This is a genomic window from Serratia sp. CY33525 (genome assembly GCF_052169115.1).
GTDB lineage: Bacteria > Pseudomonadota > Gammaproteobacteria > Enterobacterales > Enterobacteriaceae > Serratia > Serratia sarumanii.
The window spans coordinates 566,493-579,309 of the sequence record NZ_JBJNLK010000002.1; the positions used below are offsets into that span (position 1 = coordinate 566,493).

Here is a 12,817-nt window from a genome sequence, read left to right on the forward strand (position 1 = left end):
CCACCGCCTTCGGCTAAGGTAATCGTTTGCTTTTTTTCGGGATGAGAGTGTGGTGATGCAGAATAACGCGCGTGTCTTACTGTTGGCGGCTGCCGGTGCGGCCTTTTCTCCGCTGAGCTTTGGCCAACCTGCGGCCGCCGGGCCGATCGTGGTGCAGGGCGCCATGCCGGTGGAGGCGGAACGTTTTGCCCAGCGATTGGAAAACCCGCGCGAGGAGCAGATTGGCGGCTGGCGCTTTTGGCACGGCACCGTAGACGGCTACCCGGTGGTGGTGTCGGAGACGCTGAAGGGCATGTCCAACGCCGCGGCGGCCACGGCGATCGCCGCCACGCAGTTTCACCCGGTGGCGATCATCAACCAGGGCACCGCCGGCGGCCATGATCCGGCACTGAAAGTATATGACATCGTGCTGGGCAAATATTCGATCAATCTCGGGGCGTTCAAAACGCCGGCCAAGGCGTTGGGGGCAGGCAGCGACTCGCGGCAGTGGCAGCCGATGGATCTGTTGGCTTCCAAAGGCAGCGCCGGCGAGGACAAAAAGGCGCACAGCCTGCGCCAGTTTCCCGCCGACCCCAACCTGCTGGCGATTGCGCAAAGCGTTAAGAGCGATTACCGACAGGGCAAGGTCGTGGAAGGGGTGATCGGCTCGGCCGACGTGTGGAACAGCGAGCTGGATCGCATTCGCTATTTCCACGACCGCTATCAAACTTCGGTCGAAGAGATGGAGACCGCCTCCGCCGCGCAGATCGCCGCCGAATTCAAGGTGCCGTTCGTCGGCATTCGCGTGTTGTCCAACAACATCACCAATCAGGGCAAATACGATCCGCAAACCGGGCTGGCATGCCAGGATTATGTTTATCAGGTGGCGAAGGCCTATATCGCCAACCTGAAGAAACACTGAGCCATTGCTTCGGTTAATCGACGATATCAGGCGATTGTCACTATTTATCGCCTATTGTAAAGAAGATTAAACCTGTGGCGGGCTTAGCGGTAGTGTATTAGTTTATAGGCGGATTATTTGACAAAACGTGTAGGGATAAAACATGAACAAGGCATCCGTTGTATTTTCCGGCCTGCTGATGGCCGTTTCCGCCGGCGCTATGGCGGCTACCTCTGGCGATGACGCGGATATCAGCAAACAGCCGCTGGAAAAGGTCGCGCCTTACCCGAAAGCCGAAAAGGGCATGAACCGCCAGGTGATCTACCTGCCGAAGCAAGAGCACGAAGAGAACTACAAGGTGGAGCTGCTGATCGGCAAGACGCTGGAGGTGGACTGCAACCGCCACATGATCGGCGGCACGCTGGAAACCAAAACCCTGTCCGGCTGGGGCTACGATTATCTGGTGCTGGAGAAGCTCTCTGAACCGGCCTCGACCATGATGGGCTGCCCGGACAACACCAAGACCAAGCAATTCATCGCCGCCAACCTGGGTGACGCCGCGATGCAGCGCTACAACAGCCGCCTGCCGATCGTGGTGTATGCGCCGAAAGACGCGGAAGTGAAATACCGCATCTGGAAAGCCGAAGATACCGTAAGCCAGGCCGAGCAGAAGTAATCGCCGCCTGACGCCGCTCCGCTTGCCCTGCGCGGCAGGCGGAGACTTTTCCCCGTTACGCTTTCTTTCCGCCCGCCAATACCGCCCGTTCGGTTTCTTCCCCCATGGCGATCAGCCAATCCAACACCGTTGAGAATATCGCATCCTCCTGGCCGTCGGCCTGGGTCATCAGCACGTAATCCGTCCCGTCAGGCGCAAAGCCATATGGCGCCACCAGCGCGCCGTTGACGATGTCATCCGCCACCAGCGCCAAAGGGCCGATGCCGATACCGGCGCCGGCGACCGCCGCCTGCAGGCTGAGATAGAAATGTTCGAAACGCAGCTCGTTGCCCGGCTGGATCTCGAAGCCGCTGTGGGCGCACCAGTCGCGCCAGGCGAACGGTCGCGTCTCGGTGTGGAGCAGGGTGCCGCGCAGTTCACGCCCCGCCGCGGCATGCTCCCGGCGGCAAACCGGGCCGACCCGTTCTTTGAGGAACGGGTGGGCGACCACGTCGTCGGCGATCGGGAAATCGTTGCGGCGAATCGCCAGATCGATGCCTTCGCGCGAGAAGGCGACGGCGCCGCCGGCGGAGACCAGCTGCAGATCGCGCTCTTTCCCCACCGCCTGCTGCAAACCGGCCAGGCGCGGGATCAGCCAGCGGATCAGAAAGGTCGGCTCGCAGGAGATCACCAACGGGCGATTCTGATGATGCCGACAGGCGCGGTCGATCGCCGACTGCAGGTTGTCCAGCCCCCGGCCGATCTCGCTCGCCAGCTCTTGCGCCTGCGGCGTCGGGTGCACCATGCGGCTGGTGCGCTGAAACAGCGCGAATCCCAGGGTCTGCTCGAATTCGCGCACCGCACGGCTGACGGCGCCGTCGGTGACGTTGAGTGATTTGGCGGCTTTCGACACGCTGCCGTACCGCACCGTAGCTTCGAAAGCCCGTAATACCGCCAGGTTAGGCAACCTTCGTTGACGCACTGCGCCCCCTTTTGATTGAGTTTTTGTCAATCATCGATACTACGCAAATCGTTTTTTATTGCCAGCCAAATCCGCCAAAGTGTGCATCACTTTCCACTTACGGGTAACTGCGATGATTGCCATTCTCGCCGATGATCTTACCAGCGCGCTCGACGGCGCGGCCCCGTTCGCCGCACGCGGACTGAGCGCCTGCGTCATGCTGCGCCTGCCCGATGCCGCGTTGCAGGGCGCGGAGATCGTCGCCTTCGATTTAGATTCCCGCTTCGTTTCGCCGGAGCAGGCGGAGCGGCGTTTTCGCCATGCCGCCGCCAGTGTGAAGCCAGCGCGCCTCATATACAAAACGATCGATTCCACGCTGCGCGGCAATCTGGGGCCGGAAACGCGCGGGGCGCTGTCGGGCAGCGGGCGCCGTCTAGCCATCGTCGCGCCGGCCTTCCCGGATGCCGGCCGCACCACGGTGGGCGGCCGGCAATACGTCGACGGCGTCGCGCTGGAGCAGACCGCTTTTGCGCGCGATCCGAAGAACCCGATCGTCACCGGCTACGTCATGGAGCGCATGGCGGGGCTGGAGCCGACGCGTTTTCAGGTATTCGACGCCGCAGACAACGGCGAGTTGGATGAGGTCGTGAGGCGGATCGGCATTGCCGAACCGGTGGTGTGGGTGGGATCGCCGGGCCTGGCGGCGGCGCTGTCGCGTGCGTTGTCCCCTAAGGAGAACGCGGCGCCCGCTCAACCGCCGCTGAGAGCCCGCAAGGTGCTGGTGGCGATTGGCAGCCTGCATCCGGCGAATGACGCCCAGCTGGCAAGCCTGCGGCAGGCGGGCGCGGTGCTGGTCACGCTGCCTGAAGCGGCCGATCCCGAGGCGGTAGCGCAAGAGGTGCGAACGGCGTTTGCGCGCGCCGATGTGGTTTGCCTGATGTCGCCCCGGTCGCGAGCGGCCACGGCGGATCATGCCGCTGCGCTGGGCGCGGTCGTCAGCCGTTGCACGCCAGCCTTCGATGGGCTGGTGGCGACCGGCGGCGATACCGCGCGGCGCATCGTCGACGCTATGGCGGCCGGCTCATTGACGCTGTTCGGTGAGGTGGAACCCGGCGTGCCTTTCGGTTTGTTGAATCTGCCGGGCCGCAGGCTGCCGTTCGCCACCAAGGCGGGCGGTTTCGGCCGGGCCGGTACGTTGTTGAACTGCGTAACCCGGTTGCGCGCTGACCGAGAAGGAGAAGAACGATGACCCTTTCCACTTTGCCGCTGGCGATAACCATGGGCGATCCCGCCGGCATCGGGCCGGAGATCATTGCCAAACTGGCGGCCACAGAGCGGTTGAGCACGCCTTATGTGGTGATTGGCGATGCCGGCGCACTGGCGCGCGCGGCGGCCAGTCTGGGGCTGACGCTGCCTATCCGCGAACTGCCCGCCTTGCTGGCGGGATGGGACGAAGCCTGGCGGCGGGGGGAGACCGCCGTCTATTCCGCCGGCGTTGCGCTGCCGGCGGACTTGCCCCTCGGCAGGCTCGATAAGCGCGCGGGGGCGGCGTCTTATGCCTGGGTGGTTGCCGCCATCGATCTGGCGCTGGCGGGGCGCATCGCCGGCATCGTCACTGCGCCGCTGAACAAGGAAGCGATGCGCCTGGCGGGGATCGATTATCCGGGGCACACCGAGATCCTGGCGGCGCGCTCGGGCACCCAGGATTTCGCCATGATGCTGGCCAACGACGAGCTGCGGGTGATCCTGGTTTCCATTCACGTTTCGCTGCGGGACGCCATCGACGCGGCGACCGTGGAAAATGAGCTGCGCGCGTTTCATCTGGCGCAAACGGCCTGTCGGGCGTTGGGCATAGCGAAACCACGCATTGCGGTGGCCGGCCTGAATCCGCACGCCGGGGAGAACGGCCTGTTCGGCCGCGAAGATCTTGACGTCATCGTGCCCGCCATCGCCCTGGCGCGGGAACAGGGGTTGGACGTCAGCGGCCCCTGGCCCGGCGATACCGTTTTCATGCGTGCCCGGCGCGGGGAGTTCGACATTGTGGTCGCCCAATATCACGACCAGGGCCTGATCCCGGTGAAATATCTCGGGGTGGATCACGGCGTTAACGTCACCGTCGGCCTGCCGTTTATCCGCACCTCGGTCGACCACGGTACGGCGTTCGATATTGCGGGCAGCGGACGGGCGGAACACGCCAGCCTGCTGTACGCCTTCCGGCAGGCGGAAAAAATGCTGCGCGCCCAATAACTCATATCACCTGAAGACAATAAGGAAACACCATGCACACACCCGAGTTTATTTTCATGCTGACGCGCAACGACAGCACGGTGCCCGATGCGCAAGCGCGGCTGCCAGAAGTGCTGGCTGCCGGCGTGAAGCATATCGGCTTTAAGGATATCGGCCTGCCGCTGGATCAACTCAAACAGTTGGCGCAGGCGATCCACGCCGGCGGCGCCACCGCGTATCTGGAAGTGGTCAGCCTGGATGAGGAAAGCGAGATGAATTCGGCGCGCGCGGCGCTGGAATTGGGCGTTGATGTATTGATGGGGGGAACGCGCCCGGAAAGCGTGCTGCCGATCATTCGTCAGTCTGGCCTGCGCTACTATCCGTTCGCCGGCCGCATCAGCGGCCACCCCAGCGTGCTGGAAGGTGACATTGACGATATTGTCGCCAGCGCCCGCCAGCGCGCTGCTTTACCGGGCGTGACAGGGCTGGATCTGCTGGCCTACCGCTTTGCCGGCGACGTGCCGACGTTGATTCGGCGGGTGTGCGATGCGGTCGACAAACCGGTTTATATCGCCGGGTCTATCGACCGGGAAGATCGCATCGCCGCCGTGGTGACGGGCAATGCGGTTGGTTTCACCGTCGGTACCGCGGCGCTGGACGGCGTGTTTCCCGCCGATAAGCCGGGGCTGACGGCGCAAATCAACGCGGTGAAATGCCTGATTGGCAATGTGATCCGCAAACTGTAACGCGTCTCCATTCGGTTCTTTCCAGGGCGATGGGGCGGTTATCTCATTCGTTGAATCATTAATTTGCATGGCTTCTCTTTTTTAATGCTCTTGCGAGCAGGCTCGCCCTTGGGTGCTCGCCGACGTTTACCCGGCAAAACAGCGTAATTGCCGCCAGGTTCAATATATATAGAGGGAGTGAAAAATGAATAAAGGGTTAGGGAGTGCCGTTGTGGCGGTGAGCCTGTTGTTAACCGGCTGCGATACCTTCAGCCTGCTGCGCGATCAAAAGATCGCCGACGCTTTTCACGTCGGCGCCGACAAGCGTTCGATAAGCCGGGATTTCGGCGCGCCGATCGCCACCCTGCCGACGCTGAACGGCCAGGGCGTATGCCACGACTACCACCACCGCTTGCCGAACGGCACCGTGACGCCGTTCTACGTCGGCTTCAGAAACAGCGACGGCAAAGTGGTGGCCTTTGGCCCCACCACCTGCGGGGAAGCGCAGGCCAACGGCAATCTGAACAGTGATGAACCTATCAAGCAGCGGTTCTAAACAGGCGTTGCTGCGCCGGCTTGGGGTTTAAAGAACGTCACTTTAGGGAAACCGAACGCTTCGTGAGTGTTGTGCAGGCGTTAATCATTAACTGGCTCAAATTCGTTCTTGTGACGTTAATTAAATTTGTCTTGTCGGCCGACAAACGGCCGAGGCGGCTGAGTCAGGCGTGGTGGACCTTTTTTTGCGGCGTTATTCGCCTTTTTGGGGGTGACGAGAGGGAAAATTATTCGCTGTTGCGGCTGCGGCCTCGGTCACCGATTTTCTGGCGAGTTTGGCTATGAACTGGCTTCGCACAAAGCGATAACGGGCAACAGACGGCTTTTTCAAGGCAACAAAAAACCCGATAATCTTGAACCTAAAAGGCGGGATTATCGGGCTCCACAAAATGGGGACATCAAAGAAAAGCAGTGGCACTAATTCAGACTGCGGTCCCCAACGAAAGTTCTGGCCGGCGACAAAAAAATCAAAATATTCTTATCGCCGAACCATCTCTCCCGCTAATCGATCAGCCGAGTATCCCCGGCCATAGCACCACGATGAGTGAACCCGCCAGCGTTAACAGCACGTTAGCGATGGCGTAGGTACCGGCATAGCCCAGCGCCGGGATATTACTGCGTGCGGTGTCGCTGATGATCTCCATCGCCGGTGCGCAGGTGCGGGCGCCCATAATGGCGCCGAACAGCAGGGCGCGGTTCATGCGCAACACGTAGGCGCCGAACAGGAAGCAGATAACCACCGGCACCAGGCTGACGATCAGCCCGGCGATCAGCATCTGGCCGCCGACCGCGCCCAGGCTGTGGCCGATGCCGGCGCCGGCGCTCAGGCCCACGCCCGCCATAAACACCATCAGGCCGAATTCTTTCACCATGTTCAGCGCGCCCTGCGGAATGTAGCCGAAGGTCGGGTGGTTGGCGCGCAGGAAGCCGAGCATGATGCCGGACATCAGCAGGCCGGCGGCGTTGCCGATGCCGAACGAGAAGTTACTGAACTGAATGGTGATCTGGCCGATCAGCAGGCCGATGATGAAGAAGGCGCAGAATGCCAGCAGGTCGGTCACCTGGCTGTGGATCGAGATAAAGCCAATCTTCTCCGCCACGCTCTTCACCCGGCGCGCGTCGCCGCTCACCTGCAGCACGTCGCCCTTGTTAAGCACGATGCTGTCGTCGATCGGCATTTCGATCTGGCTGCGGATCACGCGGTTGAGGAAGCAGCCGTGGTCGGTCAGCTTCAGCTGGCTCAGGCGCTTGTTCACCGCGTTGCTGTTCTTCACCACGATCTCTTCGGTGACGATGCGCATGTCGAGCAGATCGCGATCGAACACTTCCTTGCCGTTGCGGAAGCTCGGATCCAGCCGCGCGTGGGCGTCCGGGTAGCCGACCAGCGAGATCTCGTCGCCCACCTGCAGCACCGCGTCACCGTCCGGGTTGGCCAGAATGCCGTTGCGGCGGATGCGTTCGATGTAACAGCCGGTCTGGCGGTAGATGCCCAGTTCGCGCAGGTTCTTGCCGTCGGCCCAGGCCACCAGTTCGGGGCCGACGCGGTAGGCGCGGATCACCGGCAGGTAGACCTTGCGCTGGCTGTCGGTGTCCAGGCCGCGTTCGCGGGCGATCTGCTGGGCAGAGGTGGACAGGTCCTGGTGCTGCAGCTTCGGCAGGTAGCGCGCGCCGAAGATCAGGCTGACCAGACCGATCAGGTAGGTGAGGGCGTAGCCAAGGCTCAGATGATCCTGCGCCGCCAGCAGCGCCGGGCCGTTGACGATGGTGTTGCGCAGCGTGTCGCCGGCGCCCACCAGCACCGGCGTCGAGGTCATCGAGCCGGCCAGCATGCCGGCGGTCAGGCCGATGTCCCAGTGGAACAGTTTGCCGAGACCGATGGCGATCACCATCGCCGAGCCGACCATCACCAGCGCCAGCATCAGGTAGTTTTTGCCGTCGCGGAAGAAAATCGAGAAAAAGTTGGGCCCGGCTTCCACGCCGACGCAGAAAATAAACAGCATAAAGCCGAGATTCAGCGCCTCGGTGTTAATGGCGAAGTGTTGCTGGCCGAGCAGCAGCGAAACCACCAAAACGCCAATGGAATTACCGAGTTGGACGGAGCCCAGACGGAGTTTACCGAGGCACAGCCCCAGTGCGAGTACCACGAACAGTAACAGAATGTAGTTACCGTTTAACAAACTAGCGACGTTTATGTTCACGGAGGATAACTTATTGTTTACCAGTAAGTGCTTGATATAGATAACTATAAGAGATAGATTCAGCCTTAAAACGACGTTATAAATCACCACCAGCGGAAGGCAAAGCGAACCATCGTTCGGCGGCGTTCATTCTAGACGCTATGACCGATGACAGCCAGCACAGAAAGCTGATTTCCTGCGCCGCCGTGCGCATTTAACTCTCTTTTGACCAAGGAAAAAATTCGGTTCAGCGTCACCGCGCGGGTGAGCGGGCCGATTTCTATTGATGCGGTAATTGGGCGGGGGAGAATTCGCATGACGAGTTATAGATATTGGCTGGGCATTCTCAGCTGTTTTCTGTTGTTCAGCCTGGTGTTTCTCGGCCAGCAAACCGGCCTGTTCGGCAGCACCGATCATGAGCACCACGGCGAAACCGGCCTGCTGCTGTTTGTGATCCCCGGTGCGATCGCCAGCTATCTGTCGAGCCGCAAGCGGCTGCTTTGCCCGCTGCTCGGCGCGCTGTATGCGCTGCCGCTGTGCCTGTTGATCCGCCACTTCTGGCTGACGCCGTCCTCTTCGTTCTGGCAGGAGCTGGCTTACGCCACCAGCGCGGTGTTCTGGTGCGTGTTCGGCGCGATGCTGATGCTGTTCGCCCTCGGCCTGTTGCAGACGCTGCAGCAGCTGCACCGGCGGCAGCGGCAATAAAAAAAGGCGCGTTAAGCGCCTTTTTTGTCTTTGTCGTTCAAAAACTTACTGGAACAGGTTCAGGTGTTCTTTGGCGTAAGCTTCGAAATCGGTGCAACCGCCGATGTGCTTCTCATCCAGGAAGATCTGCGGCACGGTTTCAACCGGTTTGCCGACGGTTTTTTCCAGATCGGCCTTGGTGATGCCTTCCGCGTGGATGTCAACGTAACGGAAGTTGAAATCGTCGCGTTCTTCAGTCAGTTTTTCCGCCAGTTCTTTAGCGCGGACACAATAAGGACAGCCAGGACGCCCGAAGATTACTGCAAACATGCAACGCTCCTTAATTGGATTTTCAATAAATTGTTCGCTACCGCAACGACATCCCGTCACCGAAAAAGTCATTACCTGCGTCAGATGGCGCCTACTATGCCCGTTGAGACGGCGAAAAAAAAGCAGGAATTACCTGTTAGTTTGATTCATGTAACCAATTAGTCGGCCGGGGCTGTCGCCGCCGACGGGAATTCACTACACTGGAGACAGACCTTCTGGAGAAGAAAAATATGCGTTCATTCGGTGACTTACCGCGCCCGGTGCTGGTGTTGGAAGGGCTGGGCATCGTGATGCTGGTGCTGGCCTACCTCAGCATTCACGGGCACCTGCAGCTGCCGGGCTGGCTGGCTTCGCAGCAGGCGGCGGTCGGCATGATTTTCCTCGGCGTGGCGCTGATGGTGCCGGCGGCGGCGTTTCTGGTGTGGCGCGTGGTGCAGGGCTTCGGGCCGCTGATGCGCGGCGGGTTGCCGCCGGAAAACGATCGCCGCAAACCGCAATCGAAAGATAATCAGGACAGCGATCCGCGCGCCTGAGCGCCGCGGCCGCTAACCCGCCTGCCGGGCAGGCGTTGGCCTTTGGGGTGACGAGTGAAAATTGCCATTCTTTCTCGCGACGGAACGCTCTACTCATGCAAGCGGCTGCGTGAAGCGGCGGAAGATCGCGGGCACAGCATCGATATCATCGATCCGCTCTCCTGCTACATGAACATCAATCCGGCGGCGCCGACCATTCATTATCGCGGCCGCCAACTGGAGCGTTACGATGCGGTGATCCCGCGCATCGGCTCCGCCATCACCTTTTATGGCACGGCGGTGCTGCGCCAGTTCGAGCTGCTCGGCAGCTACCCGCTAAACGAATCCGTGGCCATTACCCGCGCCCGCGACAAGCTGCGTTCGCTGCAGCTGCTGGCGCGGCAGGGCATCGATCTGCCGATTACCGGCTTTGCCCATTCGCCGGACGATACCGGCGACCTGATCGAACTGGTCGGCGGCGCGCCGTTGGTGGTCAAGCTGGTGGAAGGCACGCAGGGCATCGGCGTGGTGCTGGCGGAAACCCGCCAGGCGGCGGAAAGCGTGATCGACGCCTTTCGCGGGCTGAACGCCCACATCCTGGTGCAGGAATACGTGCGTGAAGCGCAGGGGCGCGACGTGCGCTGTTTGGTGGTCGGCGGCCGGGTGGTGGCCGCCATCGAACGGCAGGCCAAGCCGGGCGAGTTTCGCTCCAACCTGCACCGCGGCGGCACCGCCCGCAAGGTGACCATCACCGCCAGGGAGCGGGCGATCGCGGTGAAAGCGGCCAGTACGCTGGGGCTGGACGTCGCCGGGGTGGATATCCTGCGCGCCGAGCGCGGCCCGCTGGTGATGGAGGTCAACGCGTCGCCGGGGCTGGAAGGGGTGGAAACCACCACCGGGCTGGACATCGCCGGCATGATGATCGAATACATTGAGCAGCGCGGCCGGCCGGGCTTTCGCCTGAAATCCGGCGGTTGACGGGGCGGGGGCGCGCTTTTCCCGCCGTGCAATATCTGAATTAGTGAATTAAGCCGCATTGATCGTGGCGTATCGGGTGAATATTCCGTAAGCTATGCGCCTTTTCGCGTATTGAATATTGTGAGGCTGGTTATTATGGATTCACTCATTGTCCCCGATTTGGCGCTGTTGCGGCGCTGGCTGGATCAGTCGGGCATCTCTTTCTTTGAGTGCGATTCCTGCCAGGCGCTGCACCTGCCGCACATGCAGAACTTCGACGGCGTGTTCGACGCCAAGATAGATCTGGTGGACAACGTCATTCTGTTTTCCGCGCTGGCCGAGGTGAAGCCGACCGCGCTGATCCCGTTGGTGGCGGACCTGAGCCAGATCAACGCCAGTTCGCTGACCATCAAGGCGTTCGTCGACATTCAGGACGACAACCTGCCGAAGCTGATCGTCTGCCAGTCGTTGAGCGTGGCGGTCGGCATCACCTACGAGCAGTTTACCCACTTCATGCAGCAGGGCGAAGAGCAGGTCTCGATGGTGATCCTCGAGGCGCGGGCGAACGATCTGCTGTTTATGGGTGATGAAGAAGAGATCCCCGCTGGCGCCGTGCGTCAGCCGATGCTGCACTGATCCTCGTCGTACCTTAAGCATGCCGTCGCTCCGGCGGCATGCTGCCGTTATTCCCCTCCGCAATAAAATATTCTGCACTTTGGCCTTTGCCGCCCGATCTTTCTCGCCTTTTGTGCCGTTAATGGCGTATCACATAGAGAAAAACTGCATAAAAAATCGATAAAAGGCGTTTTTTACCCTGGGGGCTGGCGGGTTGCGATGGCAGCGGCTATGCTGCTGATTCTGCAAAGGGCTTGCGATTTCCCTTGTGGCCACGCGAGCAGGGCAGTGAAAAAAGGCGCATGCAATCATATGCATAGCCATTCAGTTCGCGGTTGCAACGATTGTGCTCGATCAGGAAAGGTTTTGTATCGCTGCAGATACAAGTTCAATTCTATGATTCACCCTGTTTTGGAGGAAGTTACGGATGGTCACCCAACGTAAAAAGTGGTTATCGGGTGTGGTTGCCGGCCTGTTGATGGCCGCGTCCGTCACGGCGTCAGCCGAAGAGAAAACGCTGCACGTGTATAACTGGTCCGACTATATCGCGCCGGATACCCTGGCCAAATTCCAGAAAGAAACCGGCATCAAGGTGGTGTACGACGTCTTTGACTCCAACGAAGTGTTGGAAGGCAAACTGATGGCGGGCAGCACCGGTTATGATCTGGTGGTTCCTTCATCCAACTTCCTCGAGCGCCAGTCGCAGGCTGGCATCTTCGAGCCGCTCGACAAGAGCAAAATGCCCAACTACAAGAATCTCGATCCCGAGATGCTGAAGCTGGTGGCGCACAATGACAAGGACAACAAATACGGCATCCCTTACCTGATGGTGACCACCGGCATCGGCTACAATGTCGACAAGGTGAAGGCGGCATTGGGCAAAGACGCGCCGGTCGACAGCTGGGATCTGATCCTCAAGCCGGAAAACCTCGAGAAGCTGAAAAGCTGCGGCGTCTCCTTCCTCGATGCGCCGAGCGAGGTCTACGCCACCGTGCTGCACTACCTGGGCAAAGATCCCAACAGCACCAACGCGGCGGACTATACCGGCGCGGCTAACGATCTGCTGCTGAAGCTGCGGCCGAACATCCGTTACTTCCACTCGTCTCAATACATCAACGATCTGGCGAACGGTGATATCTGCGTGGCGATCGGCTGGTCGGGCGACGTGATGCAGGCGGCCAATCGCGCCAAAGAGGCGAAGAACGGCGTGAACGTGGCCTACGCGATCCCGAAAGAAGGGGCGCTGACCTACTTTGACATGTTCGCCATGCCGGCGGACGCCAAGAACAAAGACGCAGCCTACCAGTTCCTGAACTTCCTGATGAAACCTGACGTGATGGCCGGCATCAGCAACTATGTCTATTACGCCAATGCGGTGAAGGACTCCACGCCGTTGGTGAACGCTGAGGTGCGCAATAACCCGAACGTCTATCCGCCGGCCGATCTGCGCGCCAAGCTGTTCACGCTTAACGTACAGTCGCCGAAGCTGGACCGTGTCATTACCCGCGCATGGACTAAAGTTAAAAGCGGGAAGTGATGA

Annotated in this window: 14 protein-coding genes; 11 read left to right on the forward strand and 3 right to left on the reverse strand. The window is 60.5% G+C overall.

Translation table 11 applies throughout. The features are described 5' to 3' along the window. Window positions 1-55: 55 nt before the first annotated feature. Both ACJ8IM_RS07670 and eco read left to right on the forward strand, forming a co-directional pair. Entirely contained in the window at window positions 56-901 is an 846-nt protein-coding gene (locus ACJ8IM_RS07670; protein ID WP_101455802.1) for a 5'-methylthioadenosine/S-adenosylhomocysteine nucleosidase, read from the forward strand. Between the two features lie 142 nt (window positions 902-1,043). Beyond that, on the forward strand, window positions 1,044-1,556 hold the full coding sequence (eco, locus tag ACJ8IM_RS07675; RefSeq protein WP_033637803.1) for a serine protease inhibitor ecotin: 513 nt from the start codon (window positions 1,044-1,046) through the stop codon (window positions 1,554-1,556). Between the two features lie 55 nt (window positions 1,557-1,611). On the opposite strand, the gene ACJ8IM_RS07680 is transcribed toward eco, so the two are convergent. Next, on the reverse strand, window positions 1,612-2,517 hold the full coding sequence (locus ACJ8IM_RS07680) for a LysR family transcriptional regulator (RefSeq protein ID WP_051917640.1): 906 nt from the start codon (window positions 2,515-2,517) through the stop codon (window positions 1,612-1,614). 112 nt (window positions 2,518-2,629) lie between these two features. Between ACJ8IM_RS07680 and ACJ8IM_RS07685 the strand changes: the two genes are divergently transcribed. The 4 genes from ACJ8IM_RS07685 (at window position 2,630) to ACJ8IM_RS07700 (ending at window position 6,003) form a co-directional block, all read left to right on the forward strand. Beyond that, complete coding sequence (locus ACJ8IM_RS07685; protein WP_033654639.1) at window positions 2,630-3,745, forward strand: four-carbon acid sugar kinase family protein; 1,116 nt, start codon at window positions 2,630-2,632, stop codon at window positions 3,743-3,745. Further along, window positions 3,742-4,743, forward strand: a complete 1,002-nt coding sequence (pdxA, locus tag ACJ8IM_RS07690; RefSeq protein WP_033654640.1) for a 4-hydroxythreonine-4-phosphate dehydrogenase PdxA — start codon at window positions 3,742-3,744, stop codon at window positions 4,741-4,743. The genes ACJ8IM_RS07685 and pdxA overlap by 4 nt, the downstream gene beginning before the upstream one ends. Window positions 4,744-4,775: 32 nt before the next feature. Next, on the forward strand, window positions 4,776-5,468 hold the full coding sequence (locus ACJ8IM_RS07695; protein ID WP_033654641.1) for a 4-hydroxythreonine-4-phosphate dehydrogenase: 693 nt from the start codon (window positions 4,776-4,778) through the stop codon (window positions 5,466-5,468). Window positions 5,469-5,652: 184 nt separating this feature from the next. Next, a complete protein-coding gene (locus ACJ8IM_RS07700; RefSeq protein WP_133159876.1) occupies window positions 5,653-6,003 on the forward strand; it encodes a hypothetical protein in 351 nt (116 codons plus the stop codon). Between the two features lie 508 nt (window positions 6,004-6,511). Here ACJ8IM_RS07700 and ACJ8IM_RS07705 read toward each other — a convergent pair. After that, window positions 6,512-8,200 (reverse strand): aspartate:alanine antiporter, encoded by a 1,689-nt coding sequence (locus tag ACJ8IM_RS07705; protein WP_072008430.1) that lies wholly within the window; start codon window positions 8,198-8,200, stop codon window positions 6,512-6,514. 294 nt (window positions 8,201-8,494) lie between these two features. On the opposite strand from ACJ8IM_RS07705, the gene ACJ8IM_RS07710 reads away from it, so the two are divergent. Further along, window positions 8,495-8,884, forward strand: a complete 390-nt coding sequence (locus tag ACJ8IM_RS07710) for an inner membrane protein YbjM (protein WP_033637808.1) — start codon at window positions 8,495-8,497, stop codon at window positions 8,882-8,884. Between the two features lie 45 nt (window positions 8,885-8,929). On the opposite strand, the gene ACJ8IM_RS07715 is transcribed toward ACJ8IM_RS07710, so the two are convergent. Further along, window positions 8,930-9,193 (reverse strand): GrxA family glutaredoxin, encoded by a 264-nt coding sequence (locus ACJ8IM_RS07715; protein ID WP_004938676.1) that lies wholly within the window; start codon window positions 9,191-9,193, stop codon window positions 8,930-8,932. 230 nt (window positions 9,194-9,423) lie between these two features. Here ACJ8IM_RS07715 and ACJ8IM_RS07720 point away from each other — a divergent pair, with 230 nt between their 5' ends. From ACJ8IM_RS07720 to potF, 4 genes are all read left to right on the forward strand, one after another. Continuing rightward, on the forward strand, window positions 9,424-9,726 hold the full coding sequence (locus ACJ8IM_RS07720) for a YbjC family protein (protein ID WP_033646672.1): 303 nt from the start codon (window positions 9,424-9,426) through the stop codon (window positions 9,724-9,726). Window positions 9,727-9,780: 54 nt separating this feature from the next. After that, window positions 9,781-10,683 carry a 30S ribosomal protein S6--L-glutamate ligase gene (gene rimK, locus ACJ8IM_RS07725; protein ID WP_033637810.1) on the forward strand — a complete coding sequence of 301 codons (903 nt, stop codon included), beginning with the start codon at window positions 9,781-9,783 and terminating at the stop codon, window positions 10,681-10,683. A 135-nt stretch (window positions 10,684-10,818) separates the two neighbouring features. Further along, complete coding sequence (locus tag ACJ8IM_RS07730) at window positions 10,819-11,298, forward strand: YbjN domain-containing protein (RefSeq protein ID WP_004938666.1); 480 nt, start codon at window positions 10,819-10,821, stop codon at window positions 11,296-11,298. A 406-nt stretch (window positions 11,299-11,704) separates the two neighbouring features. Next, complete coding sequence (gene potF / locus ACJ8IM_RS07735) at window positions 11,705-12,814, forward strand: spermidine/putrescine ABC transporter substrate-binding protein PotF (protein ID WP_033637811.1); 1,110 nt, start codon at window positions 11,705-11,707, stop codon at window positions 12,812-12,814. The last annotated feature ends 3 nt before the right edge of the window (window positions 12,815-12,817 follow it).

Excerpts from the sequence above, each read along its gene's own strand:
- eco (WP_033637803.1), top strand. The coding sequence starts at position 1,044 with ATGAACAAGGCATCCGTTGTATTTTCCGGCCTGCTGATGGCCGTTTCC.
- ACJ8IM_RS07715 (WP_004938676.1), bottom strand. The coding sequence starts at position 9,193 with ATGTTTGCAGTAATCTTCGGGCGTCCTGGCTGTCCTTATTGTGTCCGC.
- ACJ8IM_RS07695 (WP_033654641.1), top strand. The coding sequence starts at position 4,776 with ATGCACACACCCGAGTTTATTTTCATGCTGACGCGCAACGACAGCACG.
- ACJ8IM_RS07685 (WP_033654639.1), top strand. The coding sequence starts at position 2,630 with ATGATTGCCATTCTCGCCGATGATCTTACCAGCGCGCTCGACGGCGCG.
- ACJ8IM_RS07720 (WP_033646672.1), top strand. The coding sequence starts at position 9,424 with ATGCGTTCATTCGGTGACTTACCGCGCCCGGTGCTGGTGTTGGAAGGG.
- ACJ8IM_RS07700 (WP_133159876.1), top strand. The coding sequence starts at position 5,653 with ATGAATAAAGGGTTAGGGAGTGCCGTTGTGGCGGTGAGCCTGTTGTTA.
- ACJ8IM_RS07670 (WP_101455802.1), top strand. The coding sequence starts at position 56 with ATGCAGAATAACGCGCGTGTCTTACTGTTGGCGGCTGCCGGTGCGGCC.
- ACJ8IM_RS07730 (WP_004938666.1), top strand. The coding sequence starts at position 10,819 with ATGGATTCACTCATTGTCCCCGATTTGGCGCTGTTGCGGCGCTGGCTG.
- ACJ8IM_RS07710 (WP_033637808.1), top strand. The coding sequence starts at position 8,495 with ATGACGAGTTATAGATATTGGCTGGGCATTCTCAGCTGTTTTCTGTTG.
- potF (WP_033637811.1), top strand. The coding sequence starts at position 11,705 with ATGGTCACCCAACGTAAAAAGTGGTTATCGGGTGTGGTTGCCGGCCTG.
- pdxA (WP_033654640.1), top strand. The coding sequence starts at position 3,742 with ATGACCCTTTCCACTTTGCCGCTGGCGATAACCATGGGCGATCCCGCC.